At 35.4% G+C, this 19,186-nt stretch carries 16 protein-coding genes, 1 pseudogene and 1 riboswitch; of the genes and pseudogenes, 2 read left to right on the plus strand and 15 right to left on the minus strand.

All coding sequences use genetic code 11. The features are described 5' to 3' along the window. Nucleotides 1–33 precede the first annotated feature (33 nt). The gene (locus CD003_RS13345) at nt 34–993 is read left to right on the plus strand and encodes a calcium/sodium antiporter (protein WP_096201595.1); all 960 of its coding nucleotides are present in this window, start codon (nt 34–36) and stop codon (nt 991–993) included. 42 nt (nt 994–1,035) lie between these two features. Here the strand turns inward: CD003_RS13345 and CD003_RS13350 are convergent, their stop codons facing one another. The 4 genes from CD003_RS13350 to CD003_RS13365 all read right to left on the minus strand — a co-directional run bounded on the left by CD003_RS13350 (nt 1,036) and on the right by CD003_RS13365 (nt 4,726). Then, complete coding sequence (locus CD003_RS13350) at nt 1,036–1,914, minus strand: DUF1028 domain-containing protein (protein WP_096201596.1); 879 nt, start codon at nt 1,912–1,914, stop codon at nt 1,036–1,038. A gap of 274 nt (nt 1,915–2,188) precedes the next feature. Further along, complete coding sequence (locus tag CD003_RS13355) at nt 2,189–3,031, minus strand: MetQ/NlpA family ABC transporter substrate-binding protein (RefSeq protein WP_096201597.1); 843 nt, start codon at nt 3,029–3,031, stop codon at nt 2,189–2,191. A 26-nt stretch (nt 3,032–3,057) separates the two neighbouring features. Continuing rightward, the gene (locus CD003_RS13360) at nt 3,058–3,723 is read right to left on the minus strand and encodes a methionine ABC transporter permease (RefSeq protein ID WP_096201598.1); all 666 of its coding nucleotides are present in this window, start codon (nt 3,721–3,723) and stop codon (nt 3,058–3,060) included. Next, on the minus strand, nt 3,701–4,726 hold the full coding sequence (locus CD003_RS13365; protein WP_096201599.1) for a methionine ABC transporter ATP-binding protein: 1,026 nt from the start codon (nt 4,724–4,726) through the stop codon (nt 3,701–3,703). Before CD003_RS13365 ends, CD003_RS13360 begins: the two co-directional genes overlap by 23 nt. Before the next feature lie 104 nt (nt 4,727–4,830). Beyond that, nucleotides 4,831–4,939, minus strand: a riboswitch (SAM riboswitch). Nucleotides 4,940–5,279: 340 nt separating this feature from the next. Here CD003_RS13365 and CD003_RS13370 point away from each other — a divergent pair. Next, a complete protein-coding gene (locus tag CD003_RS13370) occupies nt 5,280–6,626 on the plus strand; it encodes a stalk domain-containing protein (RefSeq protein ID WP_096201600.1) in 1,347 nt (448 codons plus the stop codon). 57 nt (nt 6,627–6,683) lie between these two features. On the opposite strand, the gene CD003_RS13375 is transcribed toward CD003_RS13370, so the two are convergent. From CD003_RS13375 to CD003_RS13425, 11 genes and pseudogenes are all read right to left on the minus strand, one after another. After that, nucleotides 6,684–6,776 carry a stalk domain-containing protein gene (locus CD003_RS13375; protein ID WP_096202352.1) on the minus strand — a complete coding sequence of 31 codons (93 nt, stop codon included), beginning with the start codon at nt 6,774–6,776 and terminating at the stop codon, nt 6,684–6,686. Nucleotides 6,777–6,830: 54 nt separating this feature from the next. Further along, on the minus strand, nt 6,831–7,910 hold the full coding sequence (locus tag CD003_RS13380; protein WP_096201601.1) for a phosphodiester glycosidase family protein: 1,080 nt from the start codon (nt 7,908–7,910) through the stop codon (nt 6,831–6,833). Beyond that, nucleotides 7,900–8,355, minus strand: coding sequence for a hypothetical protein (locus CD003_RS13385; RefSeq protein ID WP_096201602.1), 456 nt, complete (start codon nt 8,353–8,355; stop codon nt 7,900–7,902). The genes CD003_RS13380 and CD003_RS13385 overlap by 11 nt, the downstream gene beginning before the upstream one ends. Nucleotides 8,356–8,523: 168 nt before the next feature. Beyond that, nucleotides 8,524–11,274: a phosphoenolpyruvate carboxylase gene (gene ppc, locus CD003_RS13390; protein WP_096201603.1), complete on the minus strand. Its 2,751-nt coding sequence runs from the start codon at nt 11,272–11,274 to the stop codon at nt 8,524–8,526. Nucleotides 11,275–11,393: 119 nt separating this feature from the next. Then, complete coding sequence (locus CD003_RS13395) at nt 11,394–14,594, minus strand: DEAD/DEAH box helicase (protein ID WP_179295549.1); 3,201 nt, start codon at nt 14,592–14,594, stop codon at nt 11,394–11,396. A 176-nt stretch (nt 14,595–14,770) separates the two neighbouring features. Then, complete coding sequence (locus tag CD003_RS13400) at nt 14,771–15,826, minus strand: LLM class flavin-dependent oxidoreductase (RefSeq protein WP_096201605.1); 1,056 nt, start codon at nt 15,824–15,826, stop codon at nt 14,771–14,773. Nucleotides 15,827–16,012: 186 nt separating this feature from the next. After that, nucleotides 16,013–16,168, minus strand: coding sequence for a hypothetical protein (locus CD003_RS21920; protein ID WP_179295550.1), 156 nt, complete (start codon nt 16,166–16,168; stop codon nt 16,013–16,015). Between the two features lie 170 nt (nt 16,169–16,338). Continuing rightward, nucleotides 16,339–17,118: a CPBP family intramembrane glutamic endopeptidase gene (locus tag CD003_RS13405; RefSeq protein WP_096201606.1), complete on the minus strand. Its 780-nt coding sequence runs from the start codon at nt 17,116–17,118 to the stop codon at nt 16,339–16,341. A gap of 130 nt (nt 17,119–17,248) precedes the next feature. Continuing rightward, complete coding sequence (locus CD003_RS13410; protein ID WP_096201607.1) at nt 17,249–17,569, minus strand: CPBP family intramembrane glutamic endopeptidase; 321 nt, start codon at nt 17,567–17,569, stop codon at nt 17,249–17,251. Between the two features lie 647 nt (nt 17,570–18,216). Continuing rightward, nucleotides 18,217–18,363: pseudogene (locus CD003_RS22330) on the minus strand (sporulation protein YhbH); the annotation flags it as partial. Between the two features lie 232 nt (nt 18,364–18,595). After that, nucleotides 18,596–18,985, minus strand: a complete 390-nt coding sequence (locus CD003_RS13425) for a hypothetical protein (protein WP_096201609.1) — start codon at nt 18,983–18,985, stop codon at nt 18,596–18,598. Nucleotides 18,986–19,186: the final 201 nt, after the last annotated feature.

Genomic DNA, 19,186 nt, shown 5'->3' on the forward strand with positions numbered 1-19,186 from the left:
TTAATGATATGGAAAATGAGGTGATATAAAGCTATGGTATATGTATTATTACTTGTTGGATTTGTCTTATTAATTAAAGGGGCTGATTACTTTGTAAATGGTTCCTCGAAAATAGCCAAACTATTACGCATTTCTCCAATCATCGTAGGACTTACGATTGTAGCATTTGGGACCGGAGCCCCAGAAGCAACAGTAAGTATCATCGCGGCATTAGAAGGGAATACCGATGTCACATTAGGGAATGTTGTCGGGAGTAACATTCTAAATATCTCCCTTGTTGTCGGAATAACTGCATTTATTTTCCCTTTAAAAGTAGAAAGTGCCACAATCCGAAAAGAAATTCCCTTTACCTTTTTGGCAGGGATTACACTAATTGTCTTGATGAGTGATCAATTCTTAGAGTTCTCACCAGTTAATATGATTACACGGAGCGATGGAATTATCTTTTTGCTATTCTTCGCTATCTTTATGTATTACGTTATTGAGGCTGCCAGGAATAGTCGAGAAGAAAACTTTGCGGAGCAAATAAACCCTAACGATACAGGAACATGGGGGAAAAATATTCTTCTAACCGTAGGTGGGTTAGCTGCTATCGTGTTGGGTGGTTATTTCGTTGTAGAAACTAGTACAGAAATCGCTTTTCGATTTGGAATGAGTGAAACATTAGTCGGGTTAACAATTGTAGCGATTGGGTCCTCACTTCCTGAATTGATAACTTCTATTACTGCAGCATTAAAACAACAAAGTGAAATTGCATTAGGTAATATTGTTGGAAGCTCGATATTTAACATTCTTTTTGTCCTTGGCTTATCATCGATTATTACACCACTTCCTGTAAGCGATAAAATATTCTTTGATGTAATCGTAATGATATTCCTAACCATTGTATTGTTTGTCTTCTCAAGAACTCAGTGCAAGGTTGCAAAAGGCGAGGGGCTAGCCCTTACTGTAGGCTATATTGTCTATCTTATTTACATTATTATTAGAAATTAAAATCTCCGTTTGCATATGACAAACGGAGATTTTAATTTCATTCTATCTCTTCGCTAGTAGCTCTAAATACTCAACTACTTTTTTATCAACATATCCTGTACCTTGAACCCTTTCATCAAAGTTTTCAATTAAATGAAAGGAATGGAGCGCTTCAATCACGTCTTGTTCTGATGGTGTATTAGTTTTAATATAGTCAAGCATTATTAACGCAGAAGCAATTTCATCTTGCAACTGCCCTTCCACCTTAAGAATATCCTCAGGGCTAGACTTTTTAAAATAAAGCTGATGAAGCTGTAAGATTCTCTCTAATTCCTTAACTGGCTCCGTATGGTCATCTACACGTAAATCAATATACCGATCGTTAAATCCAGCATATCCGCCTTTTTCTTTTACAACGAGAAGAGCTGCCGATTGTTTTCCACGACTATCTCCACCAGCTGCATCTCCTGCTAATAATGCCTTCGTTAATCGCGTAGCAAGGTCACCTTTCGATTTCTGGAAGATATTCGCCATAGCTTGTACAGTTTTTTCATCAACAAGAATGTTACCTTGGCAAGCAAAATTCGGTCCATTTATACCTCCTGCCCACGAATAACACTCACTCCCAGTAAAGGTGGCACTATTTCCTTGTGCATCTACTAACCCAACTTGACGAACAGTCTCATTTTCATCTTCACTTGTAATAATTTTTAACGTTTCTTCTGCCGTTTTACCCTGTTCCATTAATTCAAGCCCACGACTACCATAAGCTGGGTTAGCCCACGATTGGGTTGCCACTGCTCCCACACCAGCCTTTGCCCATGGCACAACCGAACCTACTGACAAAAATTTCGATGCTACCGCTACACCAAGCTCTTTTGTTACAGGGTCAAAACCAACAATTGAAAATGTATTTATTGACTTACGATCACGCTTAATCATTTCATGTCGTACTCCTTTCAATAATATACTAAAAAGTTAACTCTTTAAGAAAATAGCACTACCCTTCATTAATCCCTACATTCTTAAAGCCAAGTTGGAGCTAAATGTATCATTATTTTCTAATTCTTCCTATAATTAAAAAGGCTCAATAATTATTATACTGAAATTTCTTTATAAAATCACATATTACTGAAGGATCCTTCGAGTAGAAACTACAAAAGCAAGGAGAGAAACCTTTCAGGCTACTCTCCTTGCTTAATACTTAAGATATTTCTTATCGATTAACCATCCATTGCGGCTTACCAAAACCTTGAAAATCTTGGTCAATTATTTCTTCAAATTGAAGTGATTCTACAACCTCAATGATATCTTTGGCAAATTGTGCATCAAGATCAGCTGTTTTCATAACAACACGATTTCTGAAGTCATCAGGCATTTCCTCTAATGCTAGCGCTGATAATAAATCCATCTGTGCTGCTAATGCAAAGTTACCAGGTACAGCTGCAAGGTCTACTCCATCAACTGCTCTTGGTAATTGGCCTGCTTCGATTGGTGAGAACTTTAAATTTTTTGGATTTTCTGTCACATCTTTTTCTGAAGCTGTTAGTTGGTTAATCTCACCATCTACTGAAATTAAACCAATACCTTCAAGCAACATTAATGTTCTTGCTAAGTTTGTTGGATCATTTGGTAGAGCGAGCTCACTACCTTCTTCAATTTCTTCAATACTTTCAAATTTATTTGAATAGATTCCCATTGGAGCAGTTGGAACTACGATTAACTCAGAAAGCTCTATGTTATGTTCAGTTGCGAAATTTTCCATATAAATTTTATGTTGGAACAAATTTGCATCTAGCGAACCGTTTCCTAAAGCGATGTTCGGTTGAACATAATCACTAAATTCAATAACTTCAATTTCATATCCTTTTTCTTCAAGTAAAGGTTTAATAGCATTACTTACCATATCTGCATAAGGGCCAGATGTTGCTCCGATTACTAATTCCTTCTTTTCTTCAACAGGCTCTTCACTAACATCAGATGTTGCTTCTTCATTTCCACCACAAGCAGATAGTATTCCTAGCAGTAGAATAATAGATAATAAAACTAGCTTTTTCATATTCAATTTCCCCTTTTTCTCTTCTTTTATTTTTTATCAACAAATCTAGCAACTCGATCACCAGTGAATTGTAGAATTTGTACAATACAGATTAAAACAATGATTGTTGTTAACATAACGGTGTCATCGTAACGATAGTATCCAAAACGAATAGCAAGATCCCCTATCCCTCCACCGCCAACAATTCCAGCCATAGCAGAATACCCCACAAGGCTAATCGTAGTTATCGTTACGCCCTGAATAAGTCCTGGTCGCGCTTCTGGAAGGAGAACATCCTTAATAATCATCCACGGTGTAGCACCTACAGAAACAACTGCTTCAATAACGCCTTTATCAATTTCACGTAAAGATGACTCAACCAATCTTGCAAAAAACGGAATTGCCGCTACTGATAAAGAAACCGAGGCGGCTTTTGGTCCAATTGTTGTTCCTGCTATCAATTGCGTTAAAGGTAAAAGAGCAACGAGTAATATGATAAATGGAATAGAACGAATTAAATTTACAAAAAATCCCACAACACTCTTAATAAATGTGTTTTCTAGAAAAAGTCCTTTATCGGTGACAAATAACAAGATTCCAAGTGGTAATCCAAAAACCAATGCAACACTTAGTGCAATAGATACCATAAGTACCGTCTCAAGAAATGCTTTGTTCATTTCTGGAAGTAAATTAACTAGCGTTTCTAATAGCATCTGCAATTACCTCCAAATTTTCAGTACGTGTTCGGATTACTTCAATAGCCCGTTCTACTTCAGAATGCTCTCCAATAAGCTCCATAATAAAAATCCCTAGAGGTACTTCTTTTATGTACTCAATCTTTCCATGTAGAATATTCCCATTCACTTGAAACTGCTTAAAAACATCTGAAATAACAGATTCTTCTGCTATTGCTCCTTTAAATTGAACTTTCACAATCGTACCTTTACGTTTTTCTATTAACTGTGATGGTAGTTCAAATTGTAAAACACTATTAATGAAATCCCTTGTCAACTGTTGTGTAGGAGAAGCAAACAATTCATATACAGTGCCTTCTTCAATAATCCGTCCATCTTCCATTACTGCCATACGATCACAGATTTCCTTTACTACTTCCATTTCATGTGTAATTAACACGATGGTTAACCCAAGTTCTCTATTAATCTTTTTTAATAGGGACAAAATTGATTTTGTTGTATTTGGGTCTAGTGCAGAAGTAGCTTCATCACATAGTAGTACTTGAGGGTCGTTAGCAAGCGCCCTCGCTATGCCAACCCTCTGCTTTTGTCCCCCACTAAGTTGTGCAGGATAATGACCACTTTTGTTTGATAACCCTACCATTTCTAATAATTCTGTCACTTTTTTATTTATCTCAGCTTTAGGTTTCCCAGCAGCTTTTAACGCGATCGCTATATTTTCAAAAATTGTTTTTGAACTGATTAAATAAAAGTGTTGAAATATCATTCCAATTTTTTGCCTAGCTTCTCTTAAGGATTTTTTATTTAACTTTGTTAACTCCATTCCATCAATCTTAATTTCACCTGATGTCGGTTTCTCTAATAAATTTAAACAGCGTAATAGTGAGCTTTTTCCAGCCCCACTATAACCGACAATTCCAAATACCTCTCCTTTATTTACAGTTAGAGAGACATGGTCTACTCCCATTACGGTTGTTTTTTTTGTTTTATATTCTTTAACTAAATCTGTTACCTCAATCAAAACGTAGTCCCTCCTAAAATTAATTAAATTAATCCCAAATTCTTAGATTTTGTAAAAAAATAGACCCCTTCATCTGAAAGAGGCCTAATATCACGCACATTATAGCCTTATCTTTCAGAATAAGTTAATTATTCTGCAGGAGTTAGCACCATCCCATAATTTGGAGGTTGCTGGACTTCACCGGGCCTGTCCCTCAGTCGCTCTTGATAAGTTATTTTTATAAAATTGTTAAGTTGATAATATAACCAAGTAATCAGGTTGTCAATATCGTTTTTTCGCTTTAATACACAAAAGAGCGCTTTCATTATTGATACTACAACAAATAAACTATTTATTATTTATTTTCTAAAAAACTAAATCAGTTCTATTAATTAAGAGGCTAGGGTTGGGCACCTCTTTGTTTTGTAATAACAAAACGTCCTTTCTATCTTTTATTAGCTCTACTCTTTTACAAAGCCAATATTACCAATTTTTGTTTTAATGTATCATATAGTCCCTTTTTCTATTATACTAGAGTAATATAATCACTAAGAATTTATGGAGGGTTGCATCAATGAAACAACTATTTAATAGTGGCCATCATTCTTACATCGTCCTTGCTATACTATTATTATTTCTTTTTCCTACTAATAGTTTAGCAAACTCATCGATTGAAGAAAAATGTGGATATAGCGCCCAACCTGGTGTGAATCCAGATTATCAGACAGTAAACTGTTTACTAACAGAAACAGCACTGGACTACAATGTTCCACCGGAAATTGTAAAAGGGATTGCAGAAGTAGAAAGTGGTAACTGGAGACAATTTCATCCAGATGGTACCCCAATCATTACAGACGATGGTGGCATTGGAATTATGCAGATTACACTGTATCAAGATTATGATCAAGAAAGATTAAAAAATGATATTGTGTATAACATTAAATCAGGCGTGGAAATGCTAGATTCTATGTTTGCTAGAGGTGACTTACCGAAGATTAACGGACATGAAAGACATATCATTGAACATTGGTATTTCTCTGTAATGGCATATAATGGAATAAAACCTCTAAATAGTCCTATCGTACAAGCTACTGGCGAACGAAATCGCAAGGCATACCAAGAAAAAGTATTCGATGTCATTGCAAATCGTAGCTTGGTAACGTTAACTGAACTACCTTTAGATAGTAGTCATTTTCAATATGACTCGAATAGTAGCAATAATATTACATTCACTAAAGATGTTACTACGTCTGCTAAATTAACAGAGAGTAAACATTTTCTCAAAAAAGGTGAAAGAGCAACAATTACAACGAATAATGTTCGACTACGAGAACAACCGACAACAGCTAGTAATGAAGTTACTCGACTACAATTGAATCAAACTGTCAAAATTTCAGACTCGTTTATGTATGAACTAAATAAGAATAGCAGAAATCAATTCGTTTGGTATCCAGTTGAATTAACTGATGGTAAAACTGGTTATATAGCAAGTAGTTACCTAGAGCAAACTACAGCACCTATCGAAATTCCGACAAGAAAAAGCACGATTATTTTGCATCTAAATAACACGACTGCACAAGTAAACGGTTCATCTGTTAAACTCGACGCTGCTCCCTATACAACAAATGGTCGTACACTTGTCCCTCTTAGATTTATAAGTGAGAATCTTGGAGCAAATGTACATTGGGACGGGCCGACTAGAACAATAACGATTCAAGTAGACGGAAAAACACTGACATTACGAGAGGGAAGTCGAACGATTTCAGTTACGCAAAATGGTTCACATACAAATCATACAATTGAAGTAGCTCCTATTATTCGAAATGGTGTTACCTCCGTACCAATCCGTTTCATTTCAGAGCAGATTGGTGCTAGTGTTGATTGGAATAGTCAGGCACGAAGAATAACGATACAACAATAACTAAAAGCAACACCACCTATCAAAGTTAATAGGGGTGTTGCTTTTTAAGTCTTATTTTTAAATCGTTACCCTTTTTGTCCAAGAATCATAATCTACTTCTGCACCTAGTTGCTCTGAAACAAAGCGAAGAGGAACGAATGTACCATTGATTTTTTCATCTTTTTCTCACCCTTATCGCTTATTTAGACCACTTTCGCTAATATTTTATGGTGATATGACAATATTCGTCTTCACTCTTCTCTCACGACCATCAGATGGTTTATTTAAGACCTTTCCATCATAGTAAAAAGCACTTGACCCTCCACCATCTAAATTATAGGCATCTCGAATATTGAATTCTAACAATTTATCCTGCGCTTCCTCTAATGTTACGCCGTTACTCCACCCTTCTCTCCGACCATCAATGACCATAAAAAAGAGGTCACCATTATCAAAATGTCCAATTAATGTTCGGGGATGTCTCGTATTAGCCCAATTAGAAGGAATTGACAGCTTTTTCCCGTCTTTTAATAAGGTAGGAGTAAAACTTGCACCTTGTAGTACATTCATAGCTTGAATGTCTTCTCTAGAGGATACTTGTCCACCTACTAGATTGCCATTATTATTAAACCCTATAAAACTAAGGCTTAAATCAAAATATGTAACAATTTCTCCATCAACTACAGTTATACCAATAGGATACAGCTTCCCATTTTGACTCGTAAACCCTCCAGCATTTATTGCTAAAACTCCACCAGTCCGCTTTGCCGCATGGCTAGTCGTTTCCCCATTACTAGCTATTTGGTCCTCAGCTAAGACCATACGAATTGCATTGGGATTATGTAACCGAATTTTTGCCATGTACCCTCTGTATCCAGACTCTTCGAGTGAATATACTTTTACAACTGAGTTCTCACCATAAGTCTGTCCAATGGGATTTCCTAACATAGTTGCTAATAGTCGTTCAATTAAATCAGCTGATTGTTGACTATGATTTACGCTAGCCTCAACTAAAGAATTCAGTTTTTCCTGTTGTTTTAAGTAATCTAGTAACTCAGCTTTTGCATTTTCTTGAATTAATTCTATTATTCTTTTAGATGATTCACTTATGTAGGTAGTTTCCGTCATTAACTCTCTTGATTCAAAAAGATTTTGTTTCATTGTTTCATTCTGTTTCTTAATTTCCCCTTGAGCTATAACAGTAGTTTCGATAACTTCATCAGAGTGTCTCTCAATTGATGCTAGAAATATACCGATAAACGGTGCAAAAAGTAATAGAAAAAAAAGCTGTAGTTTAATGAGCACGAGTCGCTTCCTCCAATTTAACTAATTGAGTTCGCAAGTCATTTAAACGTTTATCCAATTCTATCATTCTCTCTTCTAAAGCGAGTCTTGTTTGGTCACTGCCTGTTAATGACTCCCCAGTTAACTCTAGCCCTTCATAAATATAGCTTAGTTCATCCTTGATCAATGAAATTTCTTCCGTAGATGACTGTAATTCTAGATTGAATTGCTCTAGCTGCGAAAGTATTTCTTCATTCTGAAAGCTAATACTTTCAATTTTTTCATCCATCTTTGTTTGATTTTCTTCAAAATAGTTGAAAGCTAGACTGTATCCTACATAGAATAAGCCAAGCCATAATAGAACACTTAGAGAAATATAGATTGACTTTTTATTTCCAAACCTCTTTCTTCTATCTCCAATTCGTCTCTGCTCTGGTGTTGTTTCTGAATTGCTTTGTGAACTCATTGTTAAATCCCTCTCCTGCTATATATTCAATCTGATCCTACAATCTACAGTACTAATAATCAAGAATTTGTTGACACTTCTCTATCATAAAGCAAATCGTTTATTCAATAAATTAAGCCTCATTCACTTATGTAATGAGACTTAACTCTAACTATTCTTATTTACACATCAACCTGTATTCAAAACCCCTGCTGCAATTCCACTGATCGTTAATAATACTTCTGTTAATAATTCCTCATCTTTATGTTCAGCGTCTCGCAGCATTTGTATCATTTCTACTTGAAGAAAGTTAAGCGGATCCACATATGGATTTCTTAATTTTACAGATTCTTGAATGTTAGGTGTGTTATCTAACAATTCTTCATTTCCAGTAATTTGTAATAGCAAATCCTTTGTTCTATTATATTCCTCGGTTATGTCATTAAAGATACGTTCACTGACGCTACTGTCTTGCACTAAGCTCGTGTACTCTTTAGCAATTAATAGATCAGCTTTCATTAACGCCATCTGAAGGTTATCAATTGTAGAATGAAAGAATGGCCACTTTTCGTACATCGTTTGCAGTAGCTTGAGATTTCCATCATTTTTAGAAATAAAGGACTCTAATCCTGTACCTGCAGCATACCAAGCAGGAATAAGCTGTCTACTTTGTGTCCAAGCAAACACCCATGGAATCGCACGTAAATTTTCAAAGGAATGACTATTTTTACGACTCATAGGTCGAGAGCCAATATTTAATGCTCCTAATTCCCCTAATGGTGTTGCTTGATTAAAGTAAGTTAAAAAGTCTGGGTCCGCGAAAACAAGCGATTGATACTTTTTCAAAGCAGATTTCGAAATATCCTCCATTGCTTCTTCCCATTTCTTTTCGCGATTATGACCAAGCTCTGACCGTTTTGAAATTTTCGCTGAACCTTCAAGTATCGCGGACGATGCCTGTTCTAGACTACGATACGCTATATCTTCAAGCAGATAACGATTTGCTAGAACTTCTCCTTGTTCAGTTATTTTTACTCCATCACCAAGTGTTTCTGCTGGTTGAGATAAAATACTTCTGTTTATCGGACCACCACCACGCCCTAATGAACCTCCTCGACCATGGAAAAACTTCAAACCAATTTGAAAGTCTTTTGCCATATTATGAATTTCTTGTTGAGCTTTAAAGAGCTTCCAATTTGCGGTTAAAGTCCCCCCATCTTTACTACCATCAGAGTAACCAAGCATTATCTCTTGTTTGTTTCCACGCTCATGTAAATGTTTGCGGTAAACCTCTAGTTTAAAGAGCTTTTGCATTATATCAGGTGCTGCTGTTAAATCACCTATCGTCTCAAATAACGGAGCTACATGGAGATGACTTTCCACTTCTCCGTTTGAATGTAGTCGGTAAATTCCCGCTTCCTTCGCTAAAACTAGCACTTCTAATAAATCACTTGCAGATTGAGACATGCTGACAAGATAGACTTCAATTGACCGCTTTCCAAACTCTGTATGTGCTCTTTTAATCATTTGAAAACAATTAATTAGCTCTTGTGTATCTTCAGAGTAATCCTCGTTCGGTAAAAGAATCGGTCTAGGATCTTTGAGAACCTCTTCTAGAGCAGCGACCTTTTCCTCTTCAGGAAGAGATGCATAATCATCTGTAATTTTTACAGCTTTTAAGATTTCAGAAATCGCTGATTCATGCTCTCCGCTATGATTTCGGATATCTAATGTTGCTAAATGGAAGCCGAACAATTGAACTTGACGAATTAATTTACGAATAGTTTTAAGTCTATGGTGTGAAGGTTGATGCTTGTCTACACTTTCCTTTATCAATAATAAATCATTGAGTAATTCCTCGGAATTTTTATAGCCAACTTCAGTTCTTCCAACATTCTTTATTCGCTTCAACACAATCGCAAACATTCTTCTATACAGCTCTGTTTTAATTGGCCATACTTCATTTGGTTTTAAATACGCCTTTTCACCTTCTAGAACTGACTTCTCAAGTTTCTCACTAATTGATACGCGAGTAACAGAATGGCTAAATCTTTTCATTAACTCAGTGATAAGATTTTCATATTTTTTTAATACTAGCTTCCTCTGCTTATGTAATGTCTCCCACGTAACATCATGTGTCACATTTGGGTTACCATCTCTATCTCCACCAATCCAAGAACCAAAACGAAGAAAATTCGGTACGTTCCATTCTGTAGCAGGATAATATTCATCAAGCTGTTCTTCTAACTCTTGATGAATCGTCGGTAACACATCAAATAACGTTTCGTCAAAATAGTAAAGACCATATTTCACTTCATCGGCTACGGTTGGCTTTCTCTGTCGTAGTTCGTCCGTTTGCCATAAAACAGTTACTTCATTATATAAGCTTTCATCTAGATTTTTCTTTTCCTTTTTTGTTAAAAGAGGGTTATCAAACTGACGTAAAATAATAGAAATTCTCTTTTGTGTTTCTAGAACCGTACGCTTTGTCGCCTCAGTTGGATGTGCAGTAATCACTAGTTCAAGTGATAAATCATTCAACACTTGTTGAAGTACTTCTCCTGAAACTTGATTCTCTTTTATTGAATTTAACGCACTTTCAATCGAAAAAGGCTGCACTACTCCATCACCCTGTAGCTGATATTCACGACGTCGTCGCATACGATGGTTTTGTTCTGCAATATTAATAAGGTGGAAATAGATTGAAAATGCTCGAATAACCTGTTGTCGAACTGGTGGCTTTAGCTCTTTTATCTCTTCTTTTAATTGCTTATACGTTTCTTCTTGATATTCTTCTCTTAACGATATCGTTATTTTTCTTATAGATTCAACTTTTTCAAGAAGTGAAGACCCACCATGATGAACAAGAATTTCACCTAGAATGTTACCTAGCTTTTTCACATCATTTCGTAATTGGGAACGCTGGTCTGTTACGATCATACCATCACCTTACTTCCTATAATTGTTAAATCCATTTTAACACAACGGATCGGTATTAATGTAACAAAAGGCTGTTCAAAAAAGATGAAACACTTTTTTAAACAGCCTTTTCCATTCCATTAAATCGATAATATTTCACGAATGTCCTTTTCTGATAAGGAAGACAGAGAAGCTTCACCGCTTTGGATGACATTATCGAATAGAGCTTTTTTCTTTTCTTGAAGTTGCATAATTTTTTCTTCAATCGTCCCTTTTGTCACGAATTTTACAACCTGAACAACGTTTTTTTGTCCAAGCCGATGTGCTCGATCAGCAGCTTGCTGTTCTACTGCCGGATTCCACCACAAGTCATACAGAACTACTGTATCAGCACCAGTTAGGTTTAATCCAGTCCCACCAGCTTTAAGTGATATAAGGAAGACCGTCTCTGTTCCTTCATTAAAATCATCAACCATGTTGAGTCTGTCTTTCACAGGTGTATTTCCATCTAAATAAAAACATTCCATTCCCTTTTCTGCTAAAATATCTCTAATTATCTCTAGCATACTTGTAAACTGTGAGAAAACGAGAACACGACGCTTGTTTTCATGACAATCCTGTAAAAATTCTAACAACTCATTTAATTTTCCGGACTCTCCTTGATAGTTTTCAAGGAAAAGAGAGGGGTGACAACAGAGTTGTCGTAATCGAGTGAGTCCTGCGAGAATTTTAATTCGACTCTTATCAAAGCCTTCAGAACTTAGCTGAGAGAGTGCCTCTTGCTGAATTCTCTGTAAGTAGCCTACATAAAGCTCTCGTTGGTCTTTTGTTAATTCAGTAATTCTTGTTGTTTCAATCTTTTCTGGAAGTTCTTTTAACACTTCTTTCTTCGTTCGCCTTAAAATAAATGGCATAATTCTCTTTCTAATCATTTTTTCAGATAAGTTATTAAATGCCTTCTTACTATTGAAGAAGCCTGGCATAATAACAGAAAACAACGAGTATAACTCATCTATTCGGTTTTCAATTGGTGTACCACTTAGAGCAAATTTCGTATCGGCTCTTATTGTCCTTACGGCTTTGTATGTTAACGAAGCAGAGTTCTTTAATGCTTGTGCTTCATCTAATATTAATCCCGAAAAATGTATATCCTCAAACTGCTCATAATCCCTTCTTAGTAAAGGATAAGAAGTAATAAAGATATCATAACTATCTATTTCAGTTAATTTTTTCTCTCGTTCGGCTTTCTTGCCATCAATAATTGAGACAGTTAATTCTGGAGCAAATTTATCTAATTCTTTCTCCCAATTATAAATCAGCGAAGCAGGTGCTACTACAAGAAATGGTGGTCGCTTTTGGTCTTTCATACGTTCAGATAGCATGAATGTAATAGTCTGTAACGTTTTACCAAGTCCCATATCATCAGCTAATACGCCACCAAAGCCGTATCGAGCAAGTGAGGTAAACCAATTAAATCCTCGCTCTTGGTAGTCCCGAACTACATCTGCCAAAGTCGATGGTACTTCTTCGTCAATGGTATCTGGGTTCGAAATCATTTGAATCAGCTTTTTAAAGTCTTTACTCTTTTTCACCTTTTCTTTATCATTGAATAGTCCATCAAGCTGAAATGCTGTATGTGAAGGCAGTTTCACCTTACCATCAACCATATCTTTCGCTTTTAGATTACTCATTTCTATGAGTCCTTCTATATTCTCCCACTCACTAGATTCTAATGGTAGGATAGCTCCATTATTTAACTTATGATATTTCTTCTTTTCAATTAACGAACGAAACACATTCACTAGCTCATCTTTTTCTATATCACCTGTTTCAAAGCCAATCTCAAGTAAGTTTCCTTCACTAAAGTCAATCGTTACTTTTGGAGCTTGGTTAACGTCAACATACAAATTTTTTACTGAGTTTGTCATATAAATATTCGTCAAGTCTGAAAGCTTGGGCAAATAGTGATAAAGAAAAGAATGATACTCCTCGTCACCTTCAATGAAGAAATCCGTTCCATTATAATAGAAAGGAACCTCTTCTATTATAGCCAACACATTTCCTTCCTTTTCCATATTACGTACAATGATTTTCTCTTGTTTCTCTTCTGTAGATTCATCCAATGGGTTAATCTCACGCTCACCATAAGCAAATATTACCTTCGCAAGCATTCTATCTTCCTCGATATCTAAGTAAACAGAAGCATTCAAAGGCTCCTCTACAAAATCCTCACGAATCGAGTCATCAACCTCCAACAACTCATACCCTTTAAGTATAGGAAAAACTGTACCGGATAGCTTTTCAATATCATTTCTTGATAAAACTAACTGACCGTCTACTTGCTTCATCATGTCATGAATAACGAAAAGGTGATTTTTTTGTTCATCATTTAAATGATAAAACCGCTCACCGAAGTACACATAATTTGATTGCGGAATTTGTATCAACGAATCATAATGCTCTGAATAACGAAATTGATAGCTCTGACCTTCCTTCTCAACTGAGAAAGCCCCTGGGAATCGATTCTCAACTACTGAAAGTGGAACTTCCCCAACTATGCTATTTTCTATTACAACATCATCACATGCAGTGACACGTTGTAAGAAGCGTTGATTAACAATTGAAGGTATCGACATCACTCTACCATTCGCTGAAGGTCGATAATAAAAATTATCCCTATGGGCAGTGTCGTCATTTTGGATAATGTCTAGCAACAATTGAATTAACCGATAATCTGCTTCTTTAAATTTATGCTGAGTTAAATCAAGTGTAAACTTTGAGGTAAAACGATGTAGGTTTCCTTTCCCAATACTCTCAAGCACTTGCTTAATATCCTTCACTACATATAGTCTTTCAACCCCTACTTTCATTTCAATAGATAACTTAGCAGTGTTGCTCATAAAGTGAGGCCCTTCAACTCTTAGTATGAATTTGACGCCTAGTTCTTTTTTAACCTCTGGGAAAGATGCTTGTTGGGTAAAATAAGCAATTAAGTCATTTGCCACCTTCTCATTTTCATTCGACACCTGTGGTCCCATTAACATGGGAGAGTCATAGTTATTAAGGGAATAAAACATTGCGGCAATATGTTTACAGGGGTCATTGTACTGATGGAAATACGGACATTCACAACCAGCAGAAAGAAACTCACCATCCATATCAAAGAGTACTTCTGTCGTATACACTCTACTACCTTTAACTTTTCCAGTTACTTCTACTACCTCATCTAAAAGTTCAGTACCAACAATTCGGACACGATTTTGTTCATAATATAGTTTGCCCCTTCTTGCTATATGGGGTTCGCACAATTCTTGAATTAGCTCTTTAGAAACTTGATTCATACCCAACTCCAATCGCTCAATATGACTTATAATCATAGTTTAAACGGAAAGTTCATTATATTCTAGATTAATAATTATAAAATTAGACAGCGTTCTACTAAAAAACCTACCAACAGTTTGAATGAAAAATTGTTGGTAGGTTCCACTATACAATATATGAACTAACTGTTATCTCCTTACTCGTTTGTTTCCTGTTCCCACTTAGAAATTTCCTCTCTTACTCGAGGCGCCACTTCTGTCCCTAATAATTCTATTGACTTCATAACGTCCTCATGAGGCATTGTACCAACAGGGCAATGAAGCATAAAACGAGTGATTCCTACATTTTTACGTAGATGAATAATTTTCTCTGCTACTGTTTTTGAATCTCCTACATATAGAGCCCCTTCAAAACTTCTTGCAGCGTCAAAGCTCGACCGGTCATAATGCCCCCAACCTCTCTCACGCCCAATCACATTCATTACATGCTGAGTAGATGGGAAGAACTTATCGGCAGCTGTCTCTGTGTCCTCTGCAACAAAGCCATGGGAATGCGACGCAATTGGTAATTTGGAAATGTCATGTCCAGCTCTCTCAGCCGACCTTTTATAAAGCTCTACAAGTGGGGCAAACTGAAGCGGGCTTCCGCCAATAATTGCCAAAACCAGTGGCAACCCTAGTTTCCCTGCACGAATAACAGATTCCATATTCCCACCGCTGCCAATCCATACTGGGAGTGGGTCTTGAACAGGACGAGGATATACACCTCGGTTTTGAATCGCAGGACGGTGTCCACCTTTCCATGTAACTTTTTCAGTTTCACGTAGCTTTAACAGTAGTTCCAATTTCTCATCGAACAGTTCATTGTAATCTTGTAAATCGTATCCAAACAATGGAAAAGACTCGATAAAAGAACCTCTCCCTGCCATAATCTCTGCCCGACCATTAGAAATAGCATCAACAGTCGAAAAATCTTGGAATACACGTACTGGATCAGCAGAGGAAAGAACTGTTACTGCACTTGTTAATCTTATCTTTTTTGTTTGTGCTGCAGCTGCTGCTAGAATAACTGCCGGTGCAGATGCTGCAAAGTCTTCTCGATGATGCTCCCCGACACCAAAGACATCCAAACCTACTTTATCAGCAAGAACAATTTCTTCAACAACGTCACGTATTCGCTTTGCATGACTAATTACTTCACCTGTTTTCGGATCTGGGGTTGTTTCAACGAAGGTGCTTAATCCTATTTCCATAATAAAGTTCCTCCCATTCAAGTCTCATTTTTGTATTACTTATGTATATATTATTTTGGAGGTTTGTGTTTTGGAATGCAAGCTTTTATGATTGTTGAAATTTCCATGAGGACCACTAATGATTTGAATATAAAATACTCAACTCCAAAAAGGCGACCGCTTTAATTGAGCGATCGCAACTGAGTACTATAATAAAAAAGATAAAGTAAATATTACAACAGATAGATAAAAAAGAATCTCAAACCAAGGTTTTCGGTGACTGTTAATTAAGGTAATCGCCTTATAACCACACCTAGCAATAATTATAATCAGTGCAAGCTGAATAAGTACTGTAGGAATCATCAGTTCCCTCCTATTTAGTAAACTTAGTTTCTTTACATGTTTATGTAGGAAGGGGACATTCCATTAATTATAATTTAAATGTATTATTAAATATTTTAATATTCACTATGAATAAATAAACACCCACTTTTCATTAACTAAATGCAGTACTCTAATAACTATAAAATCGACTAATAAAATAATGGCATAAACAATAACTGCATCGAAATATGAGCAAACATATGAGATAAAATTGCATATTCCAATCCTTTTTTCCAGTATAAGTAGCCAAAGACTAATCCGCCAATTGAATTTAATAATAGACCCCTAATAACGATTGTAGATGTTAACTCTCCGAAAATTAATTCCGTACCTGGTAAGTGACCAGCAGCAAAAAGTAATGAAGTTAACATAATCGCAAACCAATAAGAATTATCAGAGATTCGTTTCAAAATTTTCAGAATTATCCACACGATGAGCGACATTAAAAATAACCGCATTAAAATTTCCTCAAAAACACCGCCGTAAAAAACCCCCGCCAATAAACCTAATAGTGAAAACTCAGGTTTATTTTCTGCTAGTATGGGGATTTGATTTTGGAAATAAAATCGATCGGCACCTACAAAAATAAAGCCTAGTAATATACCACTTAAGATTGATAGATAAGTAGCTTTTTTATTAATGACGACTTTCTCCTTACTGAAAATCGCATCTAAAATGTGTAATGAAAACCCTGTTTTACGAGCTAATTTAATGCCGATAAAACTTAAAATGAAAGCTGCAATAAATAATTGTAATCCAACAACAATGGATACTAGACTTAGTGCCATTGGTAATGAATTGATAATTTCATCATATTGATGAGGAATTGTAGTTTCAAGGACATCCAATTGGTAAGGCAAGACTACAAATCCAGCTATAAAACAAATAGCAGCTAAAAATATTGAAATTTTTAAATCTAATTTTTTCACTTGATACCTCTTCTCTATTGTTTAACTCAATAAGGATTAAAAGACTTTTACTTCCTTCGTTAAATTAATTACAATTATTTCAAATATATATAATATTTACAATCATTTTCACACATGGCGTTGAAAAGCATTAGGTTGCATACCCAAATAACAAAAATATAGTAGAGAAAATCACAACATCCTGCATGAAATGAATAAACCATGCTGCGGCAAAGCCTTTAGTTTCATACATGCTTCTACACAGATACCATCCAAGAAGACCACTCATGAATACACCGACAATACCACTTGGAGCACCATAATAATGAGCAATTCCAAAGAATACCGCTGCTATGAGAACAACATAATTTTTCGGTAAAACCTCTTTAAGTGTTCCTAATATTGCACTTCTATAAATTACCCCTTCACAAAATGAATTTGCCAATGCTAATAAGATAATAACAGGAAAGATATTTAATAATTAATTCTCCTAAAATGATCGTAACAAGTATGATGGAAAATTTCAGAAAAGGTTTAAAGCCTTCTACAAAAAAACAAAATAAACATCCTTCGATTAGAAGGAAAAGCTGTACAAACGATAACCAAACAGGAACATACCCTAATGTTTCATTTAAAATAATTCTTGGTAATATCGAAACTATTAAAATAATAATAAGTGTGAATACAAACCTTTTGTTCAAATACCTTCCCCCATTAGATTTAAAATTTCACTTTTCCTCATTGCACATAAATTTTTTTTTAGTATTCCGCTTCATTCAACAACAACTATTTCAAATATAGTTAGTATTTACAATCTATTATTCAACAAACGGCGAGCGTTAGTAAAAAAATCTACAACCTTAAAGAAGCCAAAGTATGCATTATTTTATTCACTTTAATACAAACTTTGGCTTCTTGTTATTCTGGAGTGATGTTACATTACATTAGTAAATGTAATGGCGATGTGTGGTAAATTTCTTGGCGAGCAATAGTAAAAAAGATGGCAAGGGTGGTAAAATCTTGTGGCAGTAATCACCCAATCTAGACCTACTGTTAAAAATCATATTAAACATAAAAAATCCTTACTACCTGCAATATGATAGTAAGGACTTTAATTTTTTAAGCCATCGCCTCTTCTTCCTTCTTAAAGAAGCTCTTCATCGCGTGATACACATCTGATTTTTCCTTCAGTATATAATGACGGAAGCGTTCGTCTTTGATGTTCTTGTATGCGCTCATTAGTGTGGAGTGACGGCTGTATTGATTTGGTTAGCGGGCATATACCCGTTAAATTATTAATATTACCAAGGATTTATAGATTTATGTATATCTTTTTAATAAAGAACACTACTCAGGGAAGACTAATGTTTATGTTTATTTTAATTCCATAATTATTTCCAAAATGCGTTTCACCTTATGAAAAACCGTATTCAGCAATCGTTCCAGATTGTAATATAAGGTTTACCAAATCATATAAACTAGTAAACCTTATATTTTATTAATAAATATCTGATTCAATAAACCTTGGCTTAAAGCAATCTAAGAGAAAACATAAAACATTTTCTGGTATATCTATATCGAAGGAATCAGGGTTTGCAATTCCACTATCGCCTCCATTTGCATGTATCTCTACATACATTAGATTAACTTCATCCCTGCTTGGCATACATCTAAACCCGTCAACAAAAGTGTTCTTAAACTTAATCGGATTGTTATCTTCATATTCCCAAACATAAACATATCCTTTATGATGTAGAATTCTTAAAGAATTGTAAGATTTACTACGAAATTCAATACCACTTTTGTCTAATGATGAAACATGCTTATCAACATTATTAAAGAATATCAACATTTGTTCTTGTGTTATACCTATATCATTTAATTTCACAAAAACTCCCCCTCTATTAATTGTCCAAACCCTACTGTAACTTAGTACTAATAATACCAATACTTGCTGTTAATAGAAAGAGTGTTGATATATCTACAGCCTTCTAGTTTAAAATAGTAGCATATTATATTATGTTATTTTGTCATATTGGGGTAGCGACAGGTAAAAATGCGGATTTACAACGTATAGGAATCAATTTTT

Source organism: Bacillus sp. FJAT-45350 (genome assembly GCF_002335805.1).
Taxonomy (GTDB): Bacteria; Bacillota; Bacilli; order Bacillales; family NISU01; genus FJAT-45350.

What these genes read in the sequence shown, in the direction of transcription:
- CD003_RS13370 (WP_096201600.1), top strand. Translation starts at nt 5,280, where the DNA reads ATGAAACAACTATTTAATAGTGGCCATCATTCTTACATCGTCCTTGCT.
- CD003_RS13400 (WP_096201605.1), bottom strand. Translation starts at nt 15,826, where the DNA reads ATGGAAATAGGATTAAGCACCTTCGTTGAAACAACCCCAGATCCGAAA.
- CD003_RS13360 (WP_096201598.1), bottom strand. Translation starts at nt 3,723, where the DNA reads ATGCTATTAGAAACGCTAGTTAATTTACTTCCAGAAATGAACAAAGCA.
- ppc (WP_096201603.1), bottom strand. Translation starts at nt 11,274, where the DNA reads ATGATCGTAACAGACCAGCGTTCCCAATTACGAAATGATGTGAAAAAG.
- CD003_RS21920 (WP_179295550.1), bottom strand. Translation starts at nt 16,168, where the DNA reads ATGATTCCTACAGTACTTATTCAGCTTGCACTGATTATAATTATTGCT.
- CD003_RS13355 (WP_096201597.1), bottom strand. Translation starts at nt 3,031, where the DNA reads ATGAAAAAGCTAGTTTTATTATCTATTATTCTACTGCTAGGAATACTA.
- CD003_RS13345 (WP_096201595.1), top strand. Translation starts at nt 34, where the DNA reads ATGGTATATGTATTATTACTTGTTGGATTTGTCTTATTAATTAAAGGG.
- CD003_RS13395 (WP_179295549.1), bottom strand. Translation starts at nt 14,594, where the DNA reads ATGAATCAAGTTTCTAAAGAGCTAATTCAAGAATTGTGCGAACCCCAT.
- CD003_RS13385 (WP_096201602.1), bottom strand. Translation starts at nt 8,355, where the DNA reads ATGAGTTCACAAAGCAATTCAGAAACAACACCAGAGCAGAGACGAATT.
- CD003_RS13350 (WP_096201596.1), bottom strand. Translation starts at nt 1,914, where the DNA reads ATGATTAAGCGTGATCGTAAGTCAATAAATACATTTTCAATTGTTGGT.